The organism is Colwellia sp. C2M11 (assembly GCF_018860915.1).
Classification (GTDB): Bacteria; Pseudomonadota; Gammaproteobacteria; order Enterobacterales; family Alteromonadaceae; genus Colwellia.
On record NZ_JAHKQD010000028.1, the window covers coordinates 1 to 20,494 of the forward strand.

22 protein-coding genes are annotated in these 20,494 nt (G+C 34.7%); 8 read left to right on the forward strand and 14 right to left on the reverse strand.

Features of this window, described 5'->3' with window-relative positions; all coding sequences use genetic code 11:
- The 5 genes from KO509_RS08035 to KO509_RS08055 form a co-directional block, all read right to left on the reverse strand.
- Nucleotides 1-831: cache domain-containing protein (locus KO509_RS08035; RefSeq protein WP_215972769.1), on the reverse strand; the 831-nt coding region annotated here is incomplete at its 3' end.
- A 337-nt stretch (nucleotides 832-1,168) separates the two neighbouring features.
- Nucleotides 1,169-3,070, reverse strand: a complete 1,902-nt coding sequence (locus KO509_RS08040) for a hypothetical protein (RefSeq protein ID WP_215972770.1) — start codon at nucleotides 3,068-3,070, stop codon at nucleotides 1,169-1,171.
- A 36-nt stretch (nucleotides 3,071-3,106) separates the two neighbouring features.
- On the reverse strand, nucleotides 3,107-3,508 hold the full coding sequence (locus KO509_RS08045; protein ID WP_215972771.1) for a DUF2069 domain-containing protein: 402 nt from the start codon (nucleotides 3,506-3,508) through the stop codon (nucleotides 3,107-3,109).
- 32 nt (nucleotides 3,509-3,540) lie between these two features.
- Entirely contained in the window at nucleotides 3,541-3,882 is a 342-nt protein-coding gene (arsC, locus tag KO509_RS08050) for an arsenate reductase (glutaredoxin) (RefSeq protein WP_215972772.1), read from the reverse strand.
- 29 nt (nucleotides 3,883-3,911) lie between these two features.
- On the reverse strand, nucleotides 3,912-5,378 hold the full coding sequence (locus KO509_RS08055; protein ID WP_252727450.1) for a M48 family metalloprotease: 1,467 nt from the start codon (nucleotides 5,376-5,378) through the stop codon (nucleotides 3,912-3,914).
- 234 nt (nucleotides 5,379-5,612) lie between these two features.
- Between KO509_RS08055 and KO509_RS08060 the strand changes: the two genes are divergently transcribed.
- Together KO509_RS08060 and KO509_RS08065 are read left to right on the forward strand one after the other, a co-directional pair.
- Nucleotides 5,613-5,837 carry a sulfurtransferase TusA family protein gene (locus KO509_RS08060; protein ID WP_215972773.1) on the forward strand — a complete coding sequence of 75 codons (225 nt, stop codon included), beginning with the start codon at nucleotides 5,613-5,615 and terminating at the stop codon, nucleotides 5,835-5,837.
- Between the two features lie 49 nt (nucleotides 5,838-5,886).
- Nucleotides 5,887-6,957, forward strand: coding sequence for an AI-2E family transporter (locus tag KO509_RS08065; RefSeq protein ID WP_215972774.1), 1,071 nt, complete (start codon nucleotides 5,887-5,889; stop codon nucleotides 6,955-6,957).
- A 143-nt stretch (nucleotides 6,958-7,100) separates the two neighbouring features.
- Here KO509_RS08065 and bcp read toward each other — a convergent pair whose 3' ends face one another.
- Both bcp and KO509_RS08075 read right to left on the reverse strand, forming a co-directional pair.
- Nucleotides 7,101-7,577, reverse strand: a complete 477-nt coding sequence (gene bcp, locus KO509_RS08070; RefSeq protein ID WP_215972775.1) for a thioredoxin-dependent thiol peroxidase — start codon at nucleotides 7,575-7,577, stop codon at nucleotides 7,101-7,103.
- A 34-nt stretch (nucleotides 7,578-7,611) separates the two neighbouring features.
- On the reverse strand, nucleotides 7,612-8,139 hold the full coding sequence (locus KO509_RS08075; RefSeq protein ID WP_215972776.1) for an ACT domain-containing protein: 528 nt from the start codon (nucleotides 8,137-8,139) through the stop codon (nucleotides 7,612-7,614).
- Between the two features lie 251 nt (nucleotides 8,140-8,390).
- On the opposite strand from KO509_RS08075, the gene bamC reads away from it, so the two are divergent.
- Nucleotides 8,391-9,512: an outer membrane protein assembly factor BamC gene (bamC, locus tag KO509_RS08080; protein ID WP_215972777.1), complete on the forward strand. Its 1,122-nt coding sequence runs from the start codon at nucleotides 8,391-8,393 to the stop codon at nucleotides 9,510-9,512.
- 87 nt (nucleotides 9,513-9,599) lie between these two features.
- Here bamC and KO509_RS08085 read toward each other — a convergent pair whose 3' ends face one another.
- The 5 genes from KO509_RS08085 to KO509_RS08105 all read right to left on the reverse strand — a co-directional run bounded on the left by KO509_RS08085 (nucleotide 9,600) and on the right by KO509_RS08105 (nucleotide 12,705).
- Nucleotides 9,600-9,794, reverse strand: coding sequence for a hypothetical protein (locus tag KO509_RS08085; protein ID WP_215972778.1), 195 nt, complete (start codon nucleotides 9,792-9,794; stop codon nucleotides 9,600-9,602).
- Nucleotides 9,795-9,897: 103 nt separating this feature from the next.
- Nucleotides 9,898-10,653 carry a M15 family metallopeptidase gene (locus tag KO509_RS08090; RefSeq protein ID WP_252727451.1) on the reverse strand — a complete coding sequence of 252 codons (756 nt, stop codon included), beginning with the start codon at nucleotides 10,651-10,653 and terminating at the stop codon, nucleotides 9,898-9,900.
- On the reverse strand, nucleotides 10,650-11,831 hold the full coding sequence (dapE, locus tag KO509_RS08095) for a succinyl-diaminopimelate desuccinylase (protein WP_215972779.1): 1,182 nt from the start codon (nucleotides 11,829-11,831) through the stop codon (nucleotides 10,650-10,652). The genes KO509_RS08090 and dapE overlap by 4 nt, the downstream gene beginning before the upstream one ends.
- Before the next feature lie 66 nt (nucleotides 11,832-11,897).
- Complete coding sequence (locus tag KO509_RS08100) at nucleotides 11,898-12,269, reverse strand: Spx/MgsR family RNA polymerase-binding regulatory protein (RefSeq protein ID WP_215972780.1); 372 nt, start codon at nucleotides 12,267-12,269, stop codon at nucleotides 11,898-11,900.
- Nucleotides 12,270-12,324: 55 nt separating this feature from the next.
- A complete protein-coding gene (locus KO509_RS08105; protein ID WP_215972781.1) occupies nucleotides 12,325-12,705 on the reverse strand; it encodes an ACT domain-containing protein in 381 nt (126 codons plus the stop codon).
- Between the two features lie 329 nt (nucleotides 12,706-13,034).
- On the opposite strand from KO509_RS08105, the gene yfbV reads away from it, so the two are divergent.
- A complete protein-coding gene (yfbV, locus tag KO509_RS08110; RefSeq protein WP_215972782.1) occupies nucleotides 13,035-13,505 on the forward strand; it encodes a terminus macrodomain insulation protein YfbV in 471 nt (156 codons plus the stop codon).
- Nucleotides 13,506-13,569: 64 nt separating this feature from the next.
- Here the strand turns inward: yfbV and rlmA are convergent, their stop codons facing one another.
- On the reverse strand, nucleotides 13,570-14,379 hold the full coding sequence (rlmA, locus tag KO509_RS08115) for a 23S rRNA (guanine(745)-N(1))-methyltransferase (protein ID WP_215972783.1): 810 nt from the start codon (nucleotides 14,377-14,379) through the stop codon (nucleotides 13,570-13,572).
- A gap of 55 nt (nucleotides 14,380-14,434) precedes the next feature.
- Complete coding sequence (gene xthA, locus KO509_RS08120) at nucleotides 14,435-15,244, reverse strand: exodeoxyribonuclease III (protein WP_215972784.1); 810 nt, start codon at nucleotides 15,242-15,244, stop codon at nucleotides 14,435-14,437.
- Nucleotides 15,245-15,556: 312 nt separating this feature from the next.
- Between xthA and KO509_RS08125 the strand changes: the two genes are divergently transcribed.
- The 4 genes from KO509_RS08125 to KO509_RS08140 all read left to right on the forward strand — a co-directional run bounded on the left by KO509_RS08125 (nucleotide 15,557) and on the right by KO509_RS08140 (nucleotide 20,475).
- Nucleotides 15,557-17,185 (forward strand): TldD/PmbA family protein, encoded by a 1,629-nt coding sequence (locus KO509_RS08125; protein WP_215972785.1) that lies wholly within the window; start codon nucleotides 15,557-15,559, stop codon nucleotides 17,183-17,185.
- Nucleotides 17,186-17,233: 48 nt separating this feature from the next.
- Nucleotides 17,234-18,610: a TldD/PmbA family protein gene (locus tag KO509_RS08130; RefSeq protein WP_215972786.1), complete on the forward strand. Its 1,377-nt coding sequence runs from the start codon at nucleotides 17,234-17,236 to the stop codon at nucleotides 18,608-18,610.
- A 130-nt stretch (nucleotides 18,611-18,740) separates the two neighbouring features.
- On the forward strand, nucleotides 18,741-19,442 hold the full coding sequence (locus KO509_RS08135) for a DUF4159 domain-containing protein (protein ID WP_215972787.1): 702 nt from the start codon (nucleotides 18,741-18,743) through the stop codon (nucleotides 19,440-19,442).
- 22 nt (nucleotides 19,443-19,464) lie between these two features.
- The gene (locus KO509_RS08140; protein ID WP_215972788.1) at nucleotides 19,465-20,475 is read left to right on the forward strand and encodes a MoxR family ATPase; all 1,011 of its coding nucleotides are present in this window, start codon (nucleotides 19,465-19,467) and stop codon (nucleotides 20,473-20,475) included.
- Nucleotides 20,476-20,494 lie beyond the last annotated feature (19 nt).

Here is a 20,494-nt window from a genome sequence, read left to right on the forward strand (position 1 = left end):
AAATAAGTTGAATCCTTTTGATACTTGTCCAACTTCATCTTCCGCATATATTTTTAAGCGGCGGGTTAGGTCACCTTCGCCTTGGCTAATATCGTCTAATGCAAGTGCGGTGTCACATAAAGGTCGGGTGATTTTAGCAGAGATATAAAGACTGATAAAAATTACAAGTGCAATTAACGAAGCACCGACAGTCCCAATGAGCAACATGGCTTTATTAATACTAGCATTCACTTTTAAACGAATACTAGCAATCTCATCTTCAATATCATCAATATAGAAACCTGAACCTACCATCCATTGAAATTTATCAATAGATTTAGCATAACCTAATTTAGTTACTTCCATATCTTTAGATGGTTTATGCCACATATATTCTACATAGCCACCACCATCTTGTGCTTTATCTATTAATTCCTTAATAACAAGCACACCGTTTGGATCTTTTAAATTATAAAGATTTTTGCCTTCAAGCTCCGGCTTTTCTTTATGGGCAATGTTTATACCATCGTATTTATAAATAAAAATATAACCATCTTTAGACTCTTCAAAAACAATATTACGTAAATAGCCGGCAACTACATTTTTTATTTGCTCATCATTAATCCCACTCGCTTGTTCAACTAAACTACTCACGGCAGACAATGATATATCAACATAATTTTTAAGGGTTGCTCGTTTATCCTCCATCATTTTACTTTTAGTATTTTGAACTTGTTCTTCACCAAGTTCTTTAAGTTGGATATTGACCAAAAACATAACCACTAGAACAGCGACTGTTATAGGAGCAATTGAAAGCAACAAAATCCTTTGCTTAATACTGAGTGTGTTCATGATATTCCTTACCAGTTAGAGTGTTTTTTTAAGAAGGTAAAGCTAACCTTAAATCGATTGGAAGCCCTTACATGCTTATTTTTAAATAATATTTTATTTATCAAGGAGTATAGATAAATTAGTTATTTCTACAAAGAAGTGAGTGTAAATTTTTTGTTTTATTATTAGAGTAAACTCTAAAAGAGGAGCAAAATGGTAATCACAAGTGATGTGAACTAAACCAAATCTACACATACTTTACTTAGTCGATTCTAGCGAATTGTAAGAAATATTACTATTATTTACGCTCTCTAATAATATTTCTTACTGCTTTTGATGTCAAAGTTTGATGTTTAAATTAATGCTTGGGCAATGGCTTATGATGATACAAATAGGGGATAGCTTGTTGATCTTGTTTCGTTGTAAATACACGTTTGGCATTTTTAAGGTTATTGGATTGTATCGGGCCTATGGTTAAATTTTCTATCCAATCATTACCACTTGTCATTTGAATAGGGGTAGGTACATTTAGTAAAGCGGTTTCACTATCAAATTCAGGTAATACTCGGCTAGCACTAAATAATACTCTAGGTTTAATATCTTGTTCGCCTATTCTACCGCGTTGACCCCAGGTAACCTTATAATCACTACTGGAAATAGTATCACCAATAGGTTGATTTGTTATTGCAACATCTCTAAAAATATTAAAACGTTTTTGCATCATCAATTCTTCAAACAACATGGCGTAATCTTCTCGTAAACTTGAATAAGCATAAAAGTCGGTGGCAGAATCAGGGCTAAAAATTATTTCTATATCTGTTGGTAAATAGGATTTTTGTGTATTGGTGGCACTTTCACCAGCAAAGCTAACTTGAGCCAAATCACGCATCGTTTGACTTTGCAGAGGGTACGCTACAGACAAGTTGTCTGATTCTGTATTATTGCTAACAGCAGCATCTAATATACGTTGTGAAGAAGAGTAGGTTGACCATCGACTACTAGGAAAAAAATCATTTGCATGGGCTAATTCATGGTACATTAAAGATGTAAGTCGATACAGACCATCACTTTCGGTTCGGTCAGTACGTACTGAACTAGGAATAGTAGAATAAGCGTAATCATTATCTTTTACATAACGCCAAGGCATTACAAATTGAAGATCGTTTCCAAAATCAGCACGATAATCTGGAGCTTCATTTATTGTGTCTCGCTCTTGCGCAGTTAACCAAAAATTATTGGCATCAAGATAAATAGCACCTGTTGCCGCCCAGTAAAATGAGGGACGAACATCGTAGCTGATAACAATTGCAGTTGTTGCTCTAAGTAGGCGTTTTATATCATCATGAGGATCATTATTAATTAAAAACGATTTAAACTTTTCCCCCATCCATTGGTGGGATACAACAACTCGATCCATAATGGTATCTACAGATGGAATATCTGCAGCGTTTTGAACCTCACTCGCAATAAGAGGTAATTTATTTAGCGTACAAGAACTCGTTAAGGCATTTGAGTATACACAATCAACTAAATCATCTTTATAAGGGCTAGATTCATTGTAAGAGAATACCTTAGCAACGCGTGTCTCAAAATAAGCGTTATTGCTGATCGTATCAGCTGATTCAACAAGTATTGTTACTGTATCACTATATTTTACTCCATCTGAGGAAATTGAGGCTGTAAAGCTCAGATAAGTATCTTTATTAACTTGTGGTGCATCGAAAAAAATTGCTAATTTTCCGTTAGTGTCAGTATCAGTTAATGTCACAGTAGGACCAGCAACTTGTTCCCAATTTAATAAATTACTATCAATGTCTTCATTAATTTCAGCTCTTAAGGATACTTTATTACCGCTACGTACTTCATGTGCTAATCGTGTGGTGATTAAACTTGATTCCCCTGTTACCGTGATAGTTTTTGTTAATGTTTGACTTGCACCACCATCATTATTAAAACTTACCGAAAAACTATATTCTCCTGCGCTAGCAGGTGTAAACCCTATAGCTTTACTTTTAGGAGCAAGCAAGTCTACAGCGTCACCAGCTGTTTGTTGCCACTGTATATTGGTTAAGTCACCATCAGGGAAATACAAAATTAAATCTACACCTTGGTTTATTGAAAGTGAGTCTTCAAGTTGCAAAATACTTCCTATAGTATCAACATTATTAGTATTATCAGATTGAGAGCTTCCACCACCGCAAGCTGACAACATGAGTGTTGATGAAAGTGTTAAGTGTAAGAAAGTATTTTTAAATGTCATGCTTTGAATCCTTTAAGTGCAGATAAAACAACCAAGTTAATCAGCTTTATCCGTTTTAGGTTTACGAATACTAAGTCCAAGTTCTTGTCCTTTATATTTTGCATAATAGCTACATCCTAAAAACATAGTAGAAGCAAATATAAGCTCTAATAGCGCCCAAATTCTATCACTTGGTAAGACCCATAATGTAGTTAATGAGTGTAAAAAGTAAATTAATACAATGAAATTTGCCCAAGCATGGGTAAATGGATTACCTTGTAAAATTCCCTTCATAGGGAAGAGTAGTGGCAAAATAAATAATAGAAATGTTGTTAAAGCGCTTAAACTTTCGCTCGGTGATAATACAAGCAACCATAAAGGCATAAAAATAAGTAAAGAAAAATAGCCAAATAAGGCTAATTTTCTGAGGTTTGGGGTAGAGATTTTTTGAGTTTTCATTTATTGCTTATAACCTTTAATCTAGAGCAAAGTTAGCATAAAGCTAGGGCATTTTGTGGCGGTCTACCTATCACGGCTTTATTACCATCACTTACAATAGGGCGTTCAATTAATTTTGGTGTAGCAACCATTGCCGCTATCAGTGTTTTATCATCGGCTTTACTTAGGTTTTGCTCCTTAAACTCAGCTTCCTTTACTCGCATCATTTCGATAGGAGTACAAGATAGTAAGGATAATATTGTTTCAATTTCTGCTTCGGTTAGTGGCTCTTTAAGATATTCAATAACTTTAATTTCTTTTTGTGAATTTTCTTTAATCAGCTCAAGAGTTTGTCTGCTTTTTGAACATCTTGGGTTGTGGTAAATTGTTAACATAATATATTCTTAATCAGTAAGGGTTAGTATTATAAACGTTTCAGCTTATTCTCTTGTTCTTGAAGTTGTAATATTCTAGCTTTTACGCGTTTTTGTAAAAGCGGTTGTCCTTCAATAAAATCATAACTTGTTTGTAATTCATCTACGGCTTTTTTATATGCACCCAATAAAGCTAATACCTCAGCGTTTGTTATATGCATTAAGCCTTTATTTTCTTGTTTTCTATAAACTTTTGTTAAAATATCATAAGCAATAAAGTTCTCTGGACTAACGATTAAAAAATCTTGAAGAACACTTGCAGCTTGTTCATATTTACCAGCAGTAAGTAACGCATTAGCATGATTTAAACTAATAACTTGATTGTTCGGCATCAATAAACTTAATTCACTTAACATGGATATTGCTTTGTCATATTCTTTTAATGATAAATAAACATCAGTTAGCGCATCAATATAAAATAGATTATTTTTATCTTCTTGCCTTAGAGCTTCTAAAATACTTTTAGCTTGTTCATAATTTTTATTTTCGAAATATGATAACGCTAATCCATATTTTGCACCAGCCTCTACAGCATAACTTTGCGTTCGTAATTGTCGTGCAAAATAGGCAATATTGTCGTTCGGGTTACCTTGATATCGAGCTTGAATTCTAGACTTAGCTAATTCAAAGTTGAGACTTGGAGCTAAACGACGTATTGGGTAATTATGAGCACGTTGTCTTGCGTCGGCTATTCGTGATTCAGGTAAAGGATGTGTAAGTAACATTGCAGGTGGTTTACTGGCGTAGCGGTATTTCTCAGACATCTTAGCAAAGAAACTTGGAGCACCTTGAGGATCAAAATTACTGTTTGCTAGCAAAGCAATACCAACTCTATCGGCTTCTTTTTCATTACTACGAGTATAATTGATACTGGCTTGTTGAGAAGCAGCCATAGAAGCACTTAATGCCGCCATGCCAACGGTAGGATTGACTAGGGCAAGTAATATACCTGAAACCATTCCTGCCATCGTTAACGATTGGCTATTACTTTGTGATTCTAAACGGCGTGCTAAATGACGTTGTGTAACATGAGATATTTCATGAGCTATAACAGATGCAAGCTCACTTTCATTATCAGCAGTTGTTAATAAACCACTATGAATACCAACATGACCACCAAAAAAAGCAAATGCGTTGAGTTCATCATTGTTAATTAAAAAAAATTCAAACGGATAATTAACATCATTAGCATTCTTAACTAGTTGATTGCCTAAATGATTGATGTATTCTATTAAAACGGGATCTTGAATGACAGGCTGAGTGGCACGAAGTTGGCGCATCATTGCTGTACCTATTTGTCCCTCTTTATCTAAAGAGAGGACACTAAAACCCGAAATACCTATCTCAGGTAATTTGTTTTTATTGTTTTGCCCATGGGCCTCGGCATCTAAATTAAACGTATTTGCTATTAACGTGGTGATAGCAATGCCTATTAATAAAGGTTTTATGTTAAACAATATGTAATCCTGTAATTAGTTTTATGAGAATGATATAAATAAAAGCAGTATATTAATGCTAAATACCCATCATTCTTTGACACCGATTATGAAGAAAGATTCGGTTAAAAATTAAATTATTATAAATTAAGTTGTTTGAGTAAGCTGTTCATTTAGCTATTTATATAAGAACAGTTAAGATAAGATATCAAATTGATTGTCGCAGATTACCTTGTTAAAAAAAAGAACTAAATAATGATCTTTCAATATGATGCTAGTCAAGAAAAGTGTCCACTTCCATTGGTTCAGTTACGCTTGATTTTGAAGAAAATGACTAAAGATGATGTTTGTGTGTTAAAAATACGTGATTCAGGCTCTAAAGAAAGTATACCTAAATTATTGTCTAAGTTAGGGTATGGTTTTAAGCAAAATATTATTGGCAATAACATTGTAGAAATAACGTTATCTAAAAATAATTAAATTTAATTAATGTAAAATATAATAAAACACAGTGGAGTAAAGGAAATATATGTTTAAGCTTTTTAGCGACTGGTATACCCGTAAGTTTTCAGACCCTCATGCTGTTACGCTTGTGGTTATTTTGCTCGGTCTATTTTTATTCCTCGCCTTATTTAGTCATTTATTAATGCCAGTACTTGTTGCGTTAGGAATTGCTTTTTTATTAGATCTACCTGTCAATAAATTGGTGGCTTTAAAACTTTCCAGAACTGGTTCAACCGTTGTTATTGTAGCAAGTTTTGTCGGGATATCATTAATTTCTCTGCTTGGCTTGATGCCAATTATTTGGCAACAAAGTAGTAATTTATTGCAAGAAGTACCAAACATGGTGACTGAAGGACAAAAATATTTATTAACGTTACCTGAAAAATATCCAGATATTATTCAAGCTTCACAGATTGAAACTTTTATTAATACAATTAAAGATAAGTCCCTTGAATGGGGGGAAGTTGCACTTAAGGCGTCTCTTAATTCTATTTCTGATATTGTAGCCTTAATGGTTTATCTTATTTTAGTGCCTCTGATGGTGTTCTTTTTTCTGAAAGATAAGCAAGATTTGTTTGCTACTTTCAGTCGATTCTTACCTAAAGAGCGTCGTATGGCGACAGCAGTTGGTAAAGAAATGAATCAGCAAATATTAAATTATATACGCGGTAAAGTAATTGAAATTCTTATTGTTGGCGCTTCTACCACTATCGCATTTGTATTTCTTGATTTACGATATTCTGTTTTATTAGGCGTATTAGTTGGTTTGTCAGTATTAGTGCCTTATGTTGGAGCAACGATTGTAACTATTCCTGTTTTTCTAGTTGCCTTGTTTCAGTTTGGTTTTAGTCAAGAGCTAGGATATGTAATGTTGGCTTATGGGATTATTCAAGCCATAGACGGTAATGTAATAGTGCCATTATTATTTTCAGAAGCCGTTAACCTTCACCCTGTCACTATAATTATTGCTGTAATACTCTTTGGTGGTTTATGGGGATTTTGGGGAATATTTTTCGCGATACCTTTAGCAACATTAGTTAAAGCAGTGATTAATGCTTGGTCTTCAACACAGGAAGACTTTGAATCTATAAATTAACTTAACTAGCAAGTAACATAAAGCGGCTATTGTTGTTTGTGCTGTGAAACCAGCGATATTACAGATAGTGATAGATAAATAAACGCTTTTCATTGATAAAGTCTCCATAATTAACATATGGTAGACTTTATCAATATTAACGCTTAAGCTTGGTTTTCAGTTAAGTAATCAATTACTACTTGGTGATGATCTTTCGTTTTGAACTTGTTAAATACATGCGCTATTTTACCATCTAAGCCAATTAGAAAACTTAAACGGTGAATGCCGTCGTATTCTTTACCCATAAATTTCTTTAACCCCCAAACACCAAATTCATCAGCTACTTTATGATCAACATCAGAAAGTAAGGTGAAGTTAAGTTGGTCACGCTCGCAAAATTTAGCTAAACGTTTAGGTTCGTCTGGAGAAATACCAAAAACAACAGTGTTTAGATTACTTAATTCACTTTTATTGTCACGTAGGGCTTGCGCTTGAACTGTACAACCAGGGGTCATCGCTTTAGGGTAAAAGTAAACCAATACCTGCTTCTTACCAATATAGTCTGCTAATGCAACCTTGTTTTCATTTTCATCTTTTAACGTAAATAATGGCGCAGTATCACCAATAGTTAAGGTGTTCATATTTATCCTTTCTTAAATAATTTTGTTTAAATAACTATACAAGCCCGTGAGTTGTTTCTTTTATACACCCTTGTACGCCAAATTGCTCGCAAAGTCGTAAAAAATCATTCTCAATATCATTAATGCTTATTTTTTGCGTTAATGCAATGGAAATACTCGCACTTATAATGCTAGTTTTGGGGTCTATTTCAGATTTCAATGAGGAAATATCGATTTTTCTTGTGGCAAAAAACGCAGTCATTGCCTTGAGTAGACCGGGTTGATCAGTACCGGTGTAATCCGCTTGATAATGTTCAACAAGGTCATAAGTTTTGTGACCAGAAGTGCGTTTCATCATTGTGATTAAATCTAGCGCATGAGCGACCATGGGAAGCCGAGTTTCAATCTTATTTATAGCACGGTTATCGCCATGCAAAAGCATTATAAACGTAAACTCTTGCCCGAATATAGCCATCCTGCTATCTAAAATATTACAGCCGCATTCACTTGCTAATTTAGTTAATTCGCTAACACAGCCTGTTCTATCAGAACCCATAGCGGTTAACACTAAATATTGAGACATTTATTTGCCTAGTCGGTGAAAAGGGAGATTATAACGTATCTAATTAATATAGCGTACCCATATAGGGAAAATAACCGTCACGAATCATAATAATAGGCTTGTGTTTGCAAAAACAGGCAAGTACCATGGTGCGCTAATAAATCGATGTGTTTTAAACTCAATATTTTTTAATGTTACAATTGAACCAATTACGCTTTAAACCATCAAATGAATACTATTATATACCCAAGTGGGATTTCTCAGGAGTTTTAATGAATCGCCAATTGTTTTATTTTTCTGTTATCAGCTTAACATTATCTGCATGTAGTAGTGTTGATAGTAAGCGGGCGCAGGGAGATTTTGATTATGCAAAAAAACAAGAGTCTAAAGAATTTGTTGTCCCTGAAAATTTGGATAAACCAACAAGAAAACAGCAATTTGCTATTACGAGTATTGTAAATACTCGAGGCCCTGTTGGTGAAGAGATGGATATCAGAGCGCCATCTTTGGTATTGCCGCTAGCTGATTCTTCACGAACGATCCCTGAATCAGCGGATCCTATCATTTGGTTTGATAAAGTACTTGAAGATAGAAGCTTACTTACCTTTGTTAAAGATGCTCTTATTGGACAGTTAACTTCAGATGGTGTTAATTATAATACCGTTAATGTTGATCCTAAAAAGAATGATGAAGTAGGGGGCACGACTGAAATCATTGAATCGCAATGGTATCATCAAGAAGTTGAAACAGGTTGGTTGTTTAAAGAAATAGAACAATCTATCAGCATGCGCTTTCGTTATGAGTTTTACCTTAAACCACATGGCCGTAGTTTATCTTTAAAAGTTTCTTTAATTGATTATATGAAAACTGATATGCGTGGTGGTACTAAAACTATTGATCCTATTGATAAACAACGTGTTGAAATGGCGATGTTAAATGAAGTGATCGGACAAGTTGATTATAATTATCGCTTACAACAGCGAGAAAGTCGCTTAGTACGTGCGAACCAAAAACTGGTCACGATTAGTGAAAATAGAGCAGCCGAAAATGCCTATGCTGTTGAAATGAGTTTAGATAATTTATGGGATAATATGCCTATATTTTTCGAAAATCATGGTTTCACAATTACCGATTTAAATGAAAATGATAAAATTTATTATGTAGATTTTGTCAAACCAACTATGAGTCTTTGGGCTAGTATTTGGGGAGACGATCGACCTGTTATTGAACTAAATGATGCTAAGTATCAATTTGTACTTGCACCTATTGAAGACGATAGCCTAAGAACATCAGTGACTATTTATGATGCTAATGGTGAGCCTTTACCTTTATCAGTATTAGAACTGATATTTCCTGTGATGGAAAAAGGGTTATCTTTTAAAAATATTTACTAAAAATAGACTATTGCATATTAAAAAGCGCTGATGGTTCAGCGCTTTTTTTTTAAATTTAATTTTTAATTATTTTTAGTTTACGTAATATTACTTTTTAAACTGATCTTGCTTAATCGTCGGCATTTTATGCTCAGACTTATTTGTTCTTGGTAATGTTTCTTCTCGATCATTTAACGCTTTTTTACGCATTTTATGATTGGTGCTTTTATAGAAGGTACTAAAATTACCAATAAGTAAGGCAATCGTGACACCTATAATTAAAATCGCTAACCAATTTTCCATGTATTATCCTATGTATTTGTTATGCAAGATGCTATTGATAAGATCATCATAAGCTTTACTGAGTTTATTTTAGCAATGTCTCCAACAAAATAATGTTATTCAATCAATAAATTGTATTAACGTTATTGATGTAACGTTTAAAAATTACCGGTAAATGTTCAATTATAGTATCTTTGCCTGCGATATCGGTTTCTAATAATAAGTTTTGTAGTAACTCTATACTCAATATCGCTTGATATTGTTTAGCAAGTGGAGCGTAAGACAAATGCCACGGTTCTTCTGCTATACCACCTCGGAAACGATCATATGGAAAATAAAAACCATATTGTTCAGCATGCTCTACTAACCAAGATGACAGCTTAGCGAAAGGACCTGAAGCAGCATACTCCCATGGCTCTAATTGTAATTTATCATCACCTAATAAATTGGGTGCATAAATATCAATATCACAGCCCCAATGATGCCTACTTCCACCTGGAAGAGCAGAAAATAGTAAGATAGCATTCATTATCTCAAATTCAGAAAGTTTATTAATATTTATTACTTTACCATCAATATCTTTAATGGCCGTTTTACCGGTAAATTTATTATTCCAAATTAACAATTGTCGTTCAAATGAGCGAAAGCCACTTGCAAGTTGTATTTCAATACCTGCTTTAGCTGCATGGTCTACTAATGCTTGGTAATCGTTTTGCATCAGTTTATGTATGCCTAATACTTTTGCATTAGCCGGTTTATCTGTATTAAGTGACGTAGCATTTTCAAAAAAATCGATATGTTGATCAGTTAAGCCAAGTGCTTGCGCTGAAAATTGACCACTTATTTTTTTATTAGTTACTCCAGGGCTCATAGCAGTCATTCAGTTTTATCTTGCAGTAATACTTGCTGTAAACAAGTATAATAAATATCACAAAGTTTTTCTAAATCCTCACATGTAACCGATTCATTGACTTGATGAATAGTTGCATTACATGGCCCTAACTCTATTACTTTTGCACCTGTTGGCGCAATAAAACGGCCATCAGAAGTCCCTCCTGATGTTGAAAGTTTTGGTGCTATACCGGTAACAGAGCTGACAGCTTGTGTTACTGATGTTAGAAAATCACCTTTTTCATTACCCAGTTCGGTAATAAAAGGCTTGCCGTTAAATGTCCATTTTATATCGTAGTCTAATTGATGCTTATTGAGAATTGATTCAACTTGTTGAACAATAATTTGATCTGTTAACTCTGTACTATAACGTAAATTAAACAACGCAGTTAAATGCCCAGGGACAACATTAGTCGCACCGGTACCTGAATTAATGTTTGATATTTGAAAACTTGTGGCAGGGAAGTAATCATTTCCATTATCCCAATGATATTGACTGAGCTCTGTTAAAGCAGGCATTGCTATATGAATTGGATTGATAACATGTTCAGGGTAGGCAACATGTCCTTGTTTTCCTTTAATATCTACATCTGCCGAAATAGAGCCTCGACGACCATTCTTTATCACATCACCAACAAAATCGGTACTTGATGGTTCACCAACAATACAATAAGTTATTTTTTCATTTCGTGCTTCTAATGCATCAATAACACGAGTGGTACCATTAATAAAAGGGCCTTCTTCATCGCTCGTTATTAAGTAGGTGATAGCGCCATGATAGTGAGGGTAATCAGTAACAAATCGCTCTGTTGCCACAAGCATTGCAGCAAGACTGCCTTTCATATCTGCAGCACCTCGTCCATAGAGAACTCCATCAATAATGGTTGGCTCAAAGGGTGGTGTATGCCATAGTTCTAAATTTCCAGCGGGAACAACATCAGTATGACCTGCAAAACAGAATATAGGGTCACTTTCATTTAACGTTTTACCATCACGTCTAGACCATAAGTTAGTCGTATCTTCAAACACCATTGTTTCGTTAATAAAACCAAGCTTTGCAAGTCTATCTTTCATTAATTGCTGACAACCCGCATCTTCAGGGGTTACTGATGGGCGCGAAATTAAATCGATTGCTAGCTTGATCACATCACTAGTTTGGTCAGACATAAGGATCCTTGAAATATAAATAATTTACATAGCTATCATAGGTAATTTGCACAGGTAATTTGATATTTATTGGCAAATACTTTGGTAGAGTTCAGCTTTAAAGCCTAAGTGTAACAGTTGACTTGACTCATCAGATGACTCTATTAACAACAAAGGTCGCTTCAACAAAGTAGGTTGCGCAATAACTTGTTCAAAAGCGACTTCATCAGTGAGATTATTTTTAATATCATCACTTAAGTTGCGATAAGTCGTACTACGTTTATTCAGTAGAGTACTCCAATCATTAAGTTCAACAAATTTAGTTAATAGAGCCTCTGTCAGTGGCTGCTTTTTAAAATCGTAAAATTGATGCTCGATATTATTTGTTGTAAGCCATTTTAAAGCCTTTTTAACTGTATCGCAGTTATTGATTCCGTATAGTGTTAATTTTTTAGTCATAATAGTTACTAGTTGATTATCCTATTGTAAAATTGAATTGTAGCTGAAAAATTAATTATTCAATCACGTTGTAATCGTTTAATTTAAGTGTTTCGATTGCTGCCGAAATAGCCTCTTTTTTTACTAATATGTAGTCGGTATCAAATGTAGAAATAGCGAAAATGCTAATGCTTTCATTAGCCAGCAAAGTGGCAATGCGCGATAAAATTCCTGTTAACGAGAAATCTAATGGGCCAACAACTTCTAATGCTTGCCAATTAGTTTCAATTGCATCGCTATTAATTTTAATGTTTTCAGGTAAAACGATAGAGACTTCATTAAACGTTTTCGCAATAAAATAAATAGGTGCGGTAAAAACTTGATCGGGTATGTCACGCTCTTTAGATAAGCGATGAATAGTAAAAGATTCATTTAAGCGTTTTAAGGTTAAAGCCATTGTAAATCCATATTTTATTAAAGGTGTTATTATAACTATTTTTTAGTATGAACTCTAGCAAAGGACAAAATATTGCAGTAGTGATAACATCCACAAAACCTGTGGACATCTTTGTGTGTAATTATGTGGGTAAAGTTTAAGGTATTGATTGTAATGGGTTTAATGCTGTGTTTGTTTTTTAACACATCGTTAGTTTTCTCGATTGCGCTTCATTTGTGGATGTTATTAACGTTGAAAATGCAAGCTATAAAATAATTTTTTTAGTTTGTCATGCTAAGTTTATTTTCGAGTCACTTTTCCAGACTGTACATTAGTGCTATAGTTTAAATATGAATATATCTGTAATAGACCTCATTAAATTAGGTCAAAAATATTGTAAGCTTTGGCCTGAAAAAGCCGAATTAGCTCGGTATTTTTCTGATTATCGTGCGGTACAAAGTGCACGGTTTGTTTGTCGCTATTTCCCTGCATTGTCGTTATTTACTGTTATTATGCAGCTTTATTTTGCGTCTGGCTTTTTTAGTGGCAATGGTAATATCAATAATGCGATTAACGCATTACCCCAAGCTTTAGTGTATGGAATCTTTTTATTATCTATTCCTGTGCAAGCTTTAGTGATGTTAGGCGTTAAAGCGGATAAAATTTTACCTCCGCCTTTAGCATCTTGGTATCGGAGCGGATTAGAAAAAGCATTAACTCAAGGAAGTAATAAACACCTTAATGATTTAGCCACGTCAAACCCAAGATATATTGATTTAGCCCAATTGTTGCAGATTACTTACGCCTCTCGAAATACATAATTTTAGGTCATATAAGCGTTTTATCACTAATACTTATATTTTAATGAAAGAATAAGTATTATTTTTACTTTTTGTATAAACGTAAAATAAAGTCTGCCTGGCAAGTAAATTGATCCATTGCTTTAATTTGTGCCATTAATTCTTTTGAGGCTTTAAAGGCAAAGGGTGTCATCGCTAATAAGTTTAAGACATCTTCACTGCTGCTAAAGTGCATTGGGTATGTTAATTTCTGCTCTTCAATGAGCGTTAAATTTTCAATAGGACTCTTACTCGTGTCATGCTGGTTAGCTTGTTCATAAATAAGTTCTTTTAATTCAAATAGGTGTTTTTCAGCCGGGGTCACTGTTAAAAGGTAGCCGTTTTCACTAAGAATACGTGTAAATTCCGTTTCTAAAATTGGCGCATACACAGATACAAGCCAAGCAAAGTAATTATCACTAAAACTTAATTTAGATAATGTCCCTACACTAAAGTGGCAGGTCTTATAACGTTTAGCGGCAATTTTTATTGTTTCTTTGGCAATATCAACACCGTACACATTATTTGTACCATTTTTATGTTGATGAGTATAAAAACCTTCTCCACAACCCGCATCAAGTAAAGGCGCACTTGTATTGCCATATTGCTGATAAAGCTCAAGCATTTTATCAACTAATGGTTGATAGAAACCTTTATCAAGAAAAGCTCTTCTGGCAACAACCATTGCTTTATTATCACCTGGCTCTTTTGAGTGTTTAAATTGCACAGGAAGCAAATTTACATAACCTTGTTTAGCCTGATCAAAACTATGTTTATTATCACAACAATAAGTTTTACCGATAAGAGATAATGGTTGCTGGCAAAGAGGGCAGAGGTATTTTTCTAATTGAGACATAGTTTACCTTTAGCATTAACGTATAATAGTTAATGCTAATATTTTATAGAAATATTTAGTGGTTAAAAGTAGACCAAATTGGTGCATGATCAGATGGCTTTTCTATACCGCGTAATTCATAATCAATATCTGATTCAATACATTGTTCACTTAAGCTTTGTGTTGCTAGTACAACGTCAATTCGTAAACCACGATTGTCATCAAAACCCCGTGAACGATAATCAAACCAAGAATATTTTTCAGTCTGTTCAGGATGAAGTTGACGGAAAGTATCAATAAAGCCCCAAGCCATTAATTTGGCTAACCATTCACGTTCTTCTAATTGAAATGAACATTTTCCTGACTTTAACCAACGCTTACGATTTATCTCACCAATACCAATATCTAAATCGAGTGGAGAGATATTGATATCACCCATCACAACAATTTTCTCATCTTTGGTGTGATGTTCATTTAAGTAAGTCATTAGATCTTGATAAAATTTACGTTTATAAGGAAATTTAGTTTCATGGTTAATATTCTCACCTTGTGGGAAATAACCATTTAAAACGGTGATCTTTTCGCCTATATCATTAGTGGTTTCTACCATGATCATTCGGCGTTGCGCTTCTTCATCATCAGTAGGAAATCCTTTTTGAACTTTTATTGCAGGTTTTTTACATAGCATTGCCACACCATAATGGGCTTTTTGTCCATGAAAATATACGTGATATCCCATGGCTTCAACCGCTTCAAGTGGGAATATCTCATCGTGAACCTTGATTTCTTGTAGGCCAATAATATCGGGTTGGTGTTTATCAATAATGGCTTGTAATTGATGAAGACGAGCGCGAAGGCCATTAATGTTAAAAGAGATAATTTTCATAAAACAGACTCAGTAAAAAATTTGTTGAATATGCTAACAGAAACTTTTTTTAAAAACCCTAATTATTACCTGATCTTACTATTTTTACTCAAAGATGTTTATTTTTTAACTTTTGTAATAGATTGTTACCGATTTAGTTTTTTTAAGCTATTGAGCTTTTTTGTATTATTGTTATAAACTGAAGGTATAAGTTATATTAAAAAATATTTTTAGAACCTTTTTTGATATACCTTATGAATGAAGTTAATAACTTGAATTACATTAAAAATAATTACAATGAATAAAACAAATAACTAATAGAAGGGAATACCAATGCAAAGACGTGACTTTATTAAACTCACTGGTGTCGGTGTCGGCGGGCTTGTACTGCCTATGTCGGGCATGGCTGTTTCAGCAGAACAATTATTAGACAAACCAATGGATGTCGTGTTTAAGAAAAAACTTGCCGATATAGCGCTCAATGCTGCTAAAGCGAAAGGCGCAACTTATGCCGATGTACGTATTGGACGGTATTTAAATCAATTTATTACCACACAAGAAAAGCGTGTTGATAACATAGTTAATACTGAGTCTGCTGGTATTGGTGTTCGTGTTATTGCAAATGGTACATGGGGATTTGCTTCTACCTCTAATATGACACCAGATAGCGTAGCTAAAGCCGCTGAACAAGCGGTTGCGGTTGCTGTTGCTAATTCAAAATTTCAAACCGTGCCAGTACAATTAGCACCAGTTAAAGGGGTTGGTGATGTTACTTGGAATACACCAATCACAAAGAATGCATTTGAAGTACCTATTAAAGATAAAGTTGATTTATTGCTGTCAGTAAATGATGCAGCCATGACGAATGGTGCTAATTATATTACGTCAGTGCTATTTCTGGTTAATGAACAAAAATATTTTGCTTCTACTGATGGCTCTTATATTGATCAAGATGTACATCGTTTATGGGCACCATTTTTTGCTACTGCTATTGGCGAATCAGGCTTTAAGCAACGTACAGGTTTAGGTAATCCTGTTGGTATGGGGTTTGAGTACTTAGACGGCAAAGAAGAAGATAAAATTCGTATTTCTGGTGCTAATGTTGGTTATAAAAATTCTTACGATATACTCGAAGATGCTGCTGAAGCAGGTAAACAGCTCAAAGTTAAGCTGAAAGCTAAATCAGTTGAACCAGGAAAATATGATTTAGTGTTAGACCCTGCGCATTTAATGTTAACTATCCATGAATCAGTAGGCCATCCATTAGAGTTAGACCGAGTATTAGGTTATGAAGCTAACTTTGCTGGAACAAGTTTTGCTACTTTAGACAAATGGAAAAGTGGCAAGTTTAATTATGGCTCTAAAATAGTTAATTTAGTAGCAGATAAAACACAACCTTATTCATTAGGGAATGTCGGCTTTGATGATGAAGGCGTTAAAACCAAAGAATGGGATCTAGTTAAAGATGGTACGTTAGTCAATTACCAAGCTACTCGCGATCAAGTACATATGATTGATCAAAAAGAATCACACGGTTGTTGTTATGCACAAAGCTGGCGTGACGTGCAATTTCAACGTATGCCTAATGTATCATTAAAACCAAACAAAGAAGATATTTCAGCAGAAGATGTTATTAAAGATGTTGAAAATGGTATTTATATCGCAGGTCGTGGTTCGTTCTCAATTGATCAACAACGTTATAACTTCCAGTTTGGCGGTCAATTATTTTATGAAATTAAAAATGGTAAAATTACTGAACAAATTGAAGATGTTGCTTATCAATCGAATACGCAGGAGTTTTGGAACAGTTGTACGCAAATGGCAGGAAAATCGGATTACAGAATAGGCGGTTCTTTCTTTGATGGTAAAGGTCAACCTTCGCAAGTGAGTGCAGTATCTCACGGTTGTCCAACGACACGTTTTAACAATATAAATGTGATTAATACCGCACGTAATGTGTAGTCGTTAATTCGATACACAAAGCAAAATAATTTAAAGAAGGAATATGTAATGACTATTTTATCAGAGCAACATGCAAAAACATTGCTTACTAAAGTTTTAAAGTTTTCAAAGGCAGATGAATGTGAGTGTAATTTAGATGGCCAAGTTGGTGGCAATATTCGTTATGCACGTAACACTGTCTCTACCGCGGGCGAGCAAAGTGATTTAACACTTTCAGTTCAGTCTACTTTTGGACTTCGTACCGGTGTTGCGACTATTAATGAGTTTGATGATGCTTCAATTCAAAAAGTAGTACAACGCTCGGAAGAGTTAGCTAAATTAGCACCAGAAAACCCAGAAAGAATGCCTGTTTTTGGTCCGCAAAAATATAGTAAACCAACAGGTTTTTTTGATTCAACAGCTAATGTTACTCCTGAAGATAGAGCACAAGCAGCTGAAAACAGTATTAAACCCTCAAAAGCGAATAAATTAGTCTCTTCAGGTTTTTTACAAGAAGGTACTAGCTTTACTGCAATCATGAATAACAAAGGTTTGTTCGCTTATGACAAATCAACTAATGTCGATTTCACGGTAACCATTAGAACTGAAGATGGTAAAGGATCGGGTTGGGCAACGAGCGATTACAGTGATGTGAGTTTACTTGATACTAAAAAAACTTCAGATGCGGCTATTAAAAAAGCATTAGGTTCGGTTGATGCTAAAGAAATGGAGCCAGGTAAATATACGGTAATTTTAGAGCCTGCCGCGAGTGTGCAACTACTAAGTAACATGTTTGGCAGTATGGGACAGAGACCAGCAGATGAAGGCCGTAGTTTTTTAAGTAAAAAACAAACTAAAGATAGTGAAGGTAACTTGGTTGGTGCAACGAATAAATTAGGTGAGAAGCTTTTCGATGAGCGAGTTCATATTTATTCAGACCCAATGCACCCTGAAGTACCAACACCACCTTTCTCTGGTGACGGTTATAGTGTGAGTAAAACTGACTGGGTAAAAGATGGCAAAATTATCAATATGCCAAATTCTGCTTATTGGGCTAAAAAAACGGGTGTTGAATATAAACCTACAGCTTATGCGGGTTCAGGTATTTTTGGTGGTGCAGCACAGTTTATTATGGCCGGTGGTGATGAAAGTCTTGAAGAGATGATCAAAAATACACGTCGAGGGGTATTGGTTACTCGTTTATGGTATATCCGCGCTTTAGACCCACAAACCTTGCTTTATACTGGTTTAACGCGCGATGGTACTTTTTATATTGAAAACGGCAAAATTAAGTATCCAATTAAAAATTTCAGATTTAATGAAAGTCCTATCGTAATGTTAAATAATATCGAAGCATTAGGTAAGTCAGTGAGAATAAATGGCTCTATGGTACCACCTATGAAAATTCGTGATTTTACCTTTAGTAGTTTATCTGATGCGGTATAAATCTATTTCATTATCGTAAATATGCTGAATTAACTTCAAACCTTGGTTTATTGTTTGAAGTTAATTCAATTCTAGTAAGAAGAGTTTATATTCTTTACTATCATCTTCTAATTACGCTAATTTTTTTATTATGAATAGACGCTATTTTCTAAAATCACTTTCTGCACTTACAGGTATTACAGCCTTAGGAAAGGTACCTTCAGTATTATCAGCGCCTTATTTTGATTTTTACTTCACCCGTTTAAGTTATGAATCGGGAGATTGGGAGGTTGATGAGCGAATGCCTGCCAATGTTTTAAATTCGCTGATTGAATACACAAGTTTACGAGTTGATATAAAAGAACGAATTGTCCCGTTATCTGATCCCATTATGTTAACCGCACCATTTTGTTATTTAGCGGGCCATCGGTTAGTACAATTTAATCATGAAGAAAAACAAAATTTTAAACGTTATGTAGAAAATGGCGGCTTCGTTTTTGTTGACGATTGTAATCATGATATTGATGGCATGTTTGCACGTAGCTTTGAACAACAAATGAGGGAAATTTTTGGCGAGAACTCATTAAACAAAATACCAAATGACCATGCTATTTACTCTTCTTTTTTTAAGTTTGATGGGCCGCCTCGAACATCTATTGAGCTGAATGGCTGGGGAGACGATCTAGTGCATGATTATCTAAAAGCGATTGAAGTAGATGGCCGAATTGGTGTGCTTTATAGCAATAAAGATTTAGGATGCGAATGGGATTATGACTTTAGAAATAAGCGTTGGTTAAAAGTTGATAATACACGCTTTGCCGTCAATATTGTTATGTATGCAATGACAGCTTAACCGTACAACAATGGATGAAAGAATGAACGAACAAGAGATTACCGCGACATTAGATAAACTTTCTCAAGTCATCGATGAAGTTGGAAAAGTAATTGTTGGCCAAAAGAATGTGATGGAAGAGTTGCTAATCAGCATTTTAGCAGGAGGGCACTGCTTACTTGAGGGTGTACCAGGCTTAGCAAAAACGTTAATGGTGAGTTCATTAGCGCAAACATTAGAACTAAACTTTAATCGCGTGCAATTTACCCCTGATTTAATGCCGAGTGATATTATTGGTACCGAAATATTAGAAACAGACCATAGCAGTGGTGAGCGTTTTTTTAAATTTCAAAAAGGACCTGTTTTTACCAATATTTTGTTAGCGGATGAAATCAATCGTACACCACCGAAGACGCAAGCCGCACTCCTTGAAGCAATGCAGGAAAAGAGTGTCAGTTATGGTGGGGAAAGCCATGCCTTACCTAAACCATTTTTTGTTTTAGCAACCCAGAATCCAGTTGAGCAAGCAGGCACTTATCCTTTACCAGAGGCACAATTAGATCGTTTTTTAATGTTTATTCGTGTGGGCTACCCAACTCAAGCCGAAGAAGTAGAAATATTAAAAAGAACCACAGGTAACGCAGAATCTACCTTAACACGCGTATTAAAAGGTGAAGAGTTACTCGTATTGCAACAACTTGTACGCTCAGTTGAAGTATCTGATACTTTGCTTGATTATGTGAGTGCACTTGTTAGAACAACAAGGCCCGATTCAAGCGATAATGAGCTTGTTAAGTGTGATAAAGTTAACTCGTTTGTACGTTGGGGAGCAGGACCTAGAGCAGGGCAAGCATTAGTACTATGCGCTAAAGCTAAGGCATTATTGTCAGGACGTTATGCGATGACTTTAGCCGATCTTATTTTTGTTGCCCCTGCTGTTTTACGGCATCGAATTTTACTTAATTTTCAAGCTGAAGCTGACAATGTATCAACAGATGATGTAATTAGTGATTTATTATTAAGCGTTCCAAAACCTACTAGTCCGTTAGCATAGGTTGGGTTTAAGTTATTAC

What these genes read in the sequence shown, in the direction of transcription:
- KO509_RS08040 (WP_215972770.1), bottom strand. Translation starts at nt 3,070, where the DNA reads ATGACATTTAAAAATACTTTCTTACACTTAACACTTTCATCAACACTC.
- KO509_RS08045 (WP_215972771.1), bottom strand. Translation starts at nt 3,508, where the DNA reads ATGAAAACTCAAAAAATCTCTACCCCAAACCTCAGAAAATTAGCCTTA.
- arsC (WP_215972772.1), bottom strand. Translation starts at nt 3,882, where the DNA reads ATGTTAACAATTTACCACAACCCAAGATGTTCAAAAAGCAGACAAACT.
- KO509_RS08060 (WP_215972773.1), top strand. Translation starts at nt 5,613, where the DNA reads ATGATCTTTCAATATGATGCTAGTCAAGAAAAGTGTCCACTTCCATTG.
- KO509_RS08065 (WP_215972774.1), top strand. Translation starts at nt 5,887, where the DNA reads ATGTTTAAGCTTTTTAGCGACTGGTATACCCGTAAGTTTTCAGACCCT.
- bcp (WP_215972775.1), bottom strand. Translation starts at nt 7,577, where the DNA reads ATGAACACCTTAACTATTGGTGATACTGCGCCATTATTTACGTTAAAA.
- KO509_RS08075 (WP_215972776.1), bottom strand. Translation starts at nt 8,139, where the DNA reads ATGTCTCAATATTTAGTGTTAACCGCTATGGGTTCTGATAGAACAGGC.
- bamC (WP_215972777.1), top strand. Translation starts at nt 8,391, where the DNA reads ATGAATCGCCAATTGTTTTATTTTTCTGTTATCAGCTTAACATTATCT.
- KO509_RS08085 (WP_215972778.1), bottom strand. Translation starts at nt 9,794, where the DNA reads ATGGAAAATTGGTTAGCGATTTTAATTATAGGTGTCACGATTGCCTTA.
- KO509_RS08090 (WP_252727451.1), bottom strand. Translation starts at nt 10,653, where the DNA reads ATGACTGCTATGAGCCCTGGAGTAACTAATAAAAAAATAAGTGGTCAA.
- dapE (WP_215972779.1), bottom strand. Translation starts at nt 11,831, where the DNA reads ATGTCTGACCAAACTAGTGATGTGATCAAGCTAGCAATCGATTTAATT.
- KO509_RS08100 (WP_215972780.1), bottom strand. Translation starts at nt 12,269, where the DNA reads ATGACTAAAAAATTAACACTATACGGAATCAATAACTGCGATACAGTT.
- KO509_RS08105 (WP_215972781.1), bottom strand. Translation starts at nt 12,705, where the DNA reads ATGGCTTTAACCTTAAAACGCTTAAATGAATCTTTTACTATTCATCGC.
- yfbV (WP_215972782.1), top strand. Translation starts at nt 13,035, where the DNA reads ATGAATATATCTGTAATAGACCTCATTAAATTAGGTCAAAAATATTGT.
- rlmA (WP_215972783.1), bottom strand. Translation starts at nt 14,379, where the DNA reads ATGTCTCAATTAGAAAAATACCTCTGCCCTCTTTGCCAGCAACCATTA.
- xthA (WP_215972784.1), bottom strand. Translation starts at nt 15,244, where the DNA reads ATGAAAATTATCTCTTTTAACATTAATGGCCTTCGCGCTCGTCTTCAT.
- KO509_RS08125 (WP_215972785.1), top strand. Translation starts at nt 15,557, where the DNA reads ATGCAAAGACGTGACTTTATTAAACTCACTGGTGTCGGTGTCGGCGGG.
- KO509_RS08130 (WP_215972786.1), top strand. Translation starts at nt 17,234, where the DNA reads ATGACTATTTTATCAGAGCAACATGCAAAAACATTGCTTACTAAAGTT.
- KO509_RS08135 (WP_215972787.1), top strand. Translation starts at nt 18,741, where the DNA reads ATGAATAGACGCTATTTTCTAAAATCACTTTCTGCACTTACAGGTATT.
- KO509_RS08140 (WP_215972788.1), top strand. Translation starts at nt 19,465, where the DNA reads ATGAACGAACAAGAGATTACCGCGACATTAGATAAACTTTCTCAAGTC.